Below are 755 nucleotides of genomic sequence, written 5' to 3' on the forward strand. Positions count from 1 at the left end.
CGTCCTCGGCGTCCGTGGCATGACGGCCGCCGCCCGGCCCGGCATCCCCGCCGTGGCCGTCTACCAGACCGACCTCGCCGGCTACGCCCGCACCTACGTGCACGCTGGTGAGGCGGCGGCCTGGCGCCGTATCCGCTCGGTCCACGCCGCCGCCGACATCACCCTCGCCCCCTCCACCCCGGCCCTGCACGACCTGGAGGCACACGGTGTGCCCCGGGTACGGCTGTGGCAGCGCGGCGTGGACACCGTCCGTTTCCGGCCGGAACACCGGGACGACACACTCCGCCGTGAACTCGCCCCGAACGGCGAGCTGATCGTCGGATACGTGGGCCGTCTCGCCCCCGAGAAGCAGGTCGAACTCCTCGCCGGAGCCTGCGGTCTGAACGGCGTACGGGTGGTCGTCGTCGGCGACGGACCGAGTCGGCCGAGCCTGACGCAGGCCCTGCCCGGCGCCGTCTTCCTGGGCCGTCGCACCGGCGACGAACTCGCCCGGATCTTCGCCTCGTTGGACGTCTTCGTGCACACCGGACCGTTCGAGACCTTCTGCCAGACCGTCCAGGAGGCCATGGCCAGCGGCGCCCCGGTCGTCGCCCCCGCCGCCGGCGGACCGCTCGACCTGGTGGCGCACGGGCGTACGGGACTGGTCCGGAGGGCTCGCGGGATCAGGTGCACGCGGCGGCAGCCCCGCCCCGCGAGGCCTTCCGGGCATGGTCGCGCACGACACCCGAGGAGCGGGCCGCCCTCCTCAACCGGGC

At 74.4% G+C, this 755-nt stretch carries 1 protein-coding gene; it reads left to right on the forward strand.

What is annotated here, in order from left to right; translation table 11 throughout:
• Nucleotides 1-755: glycosyltransferase (locus tag O3Q52_RS53760; protein ID WP_269655639.1), on the forward strand; the 755-nt coding region annotated here is incomplete at both ends.

Origin of the sequence: Streptomyces sp. ActVer, from assembly GCF_027270795.1 — a bacterium.
GTDB classification, from domain to species: domain Bacteria; phylum Actinomycetota; class Actinomycetes; order Streptomycetales; family Streptomycetaceae; genus Streptomyces; species Streptomyces umbrinus_A.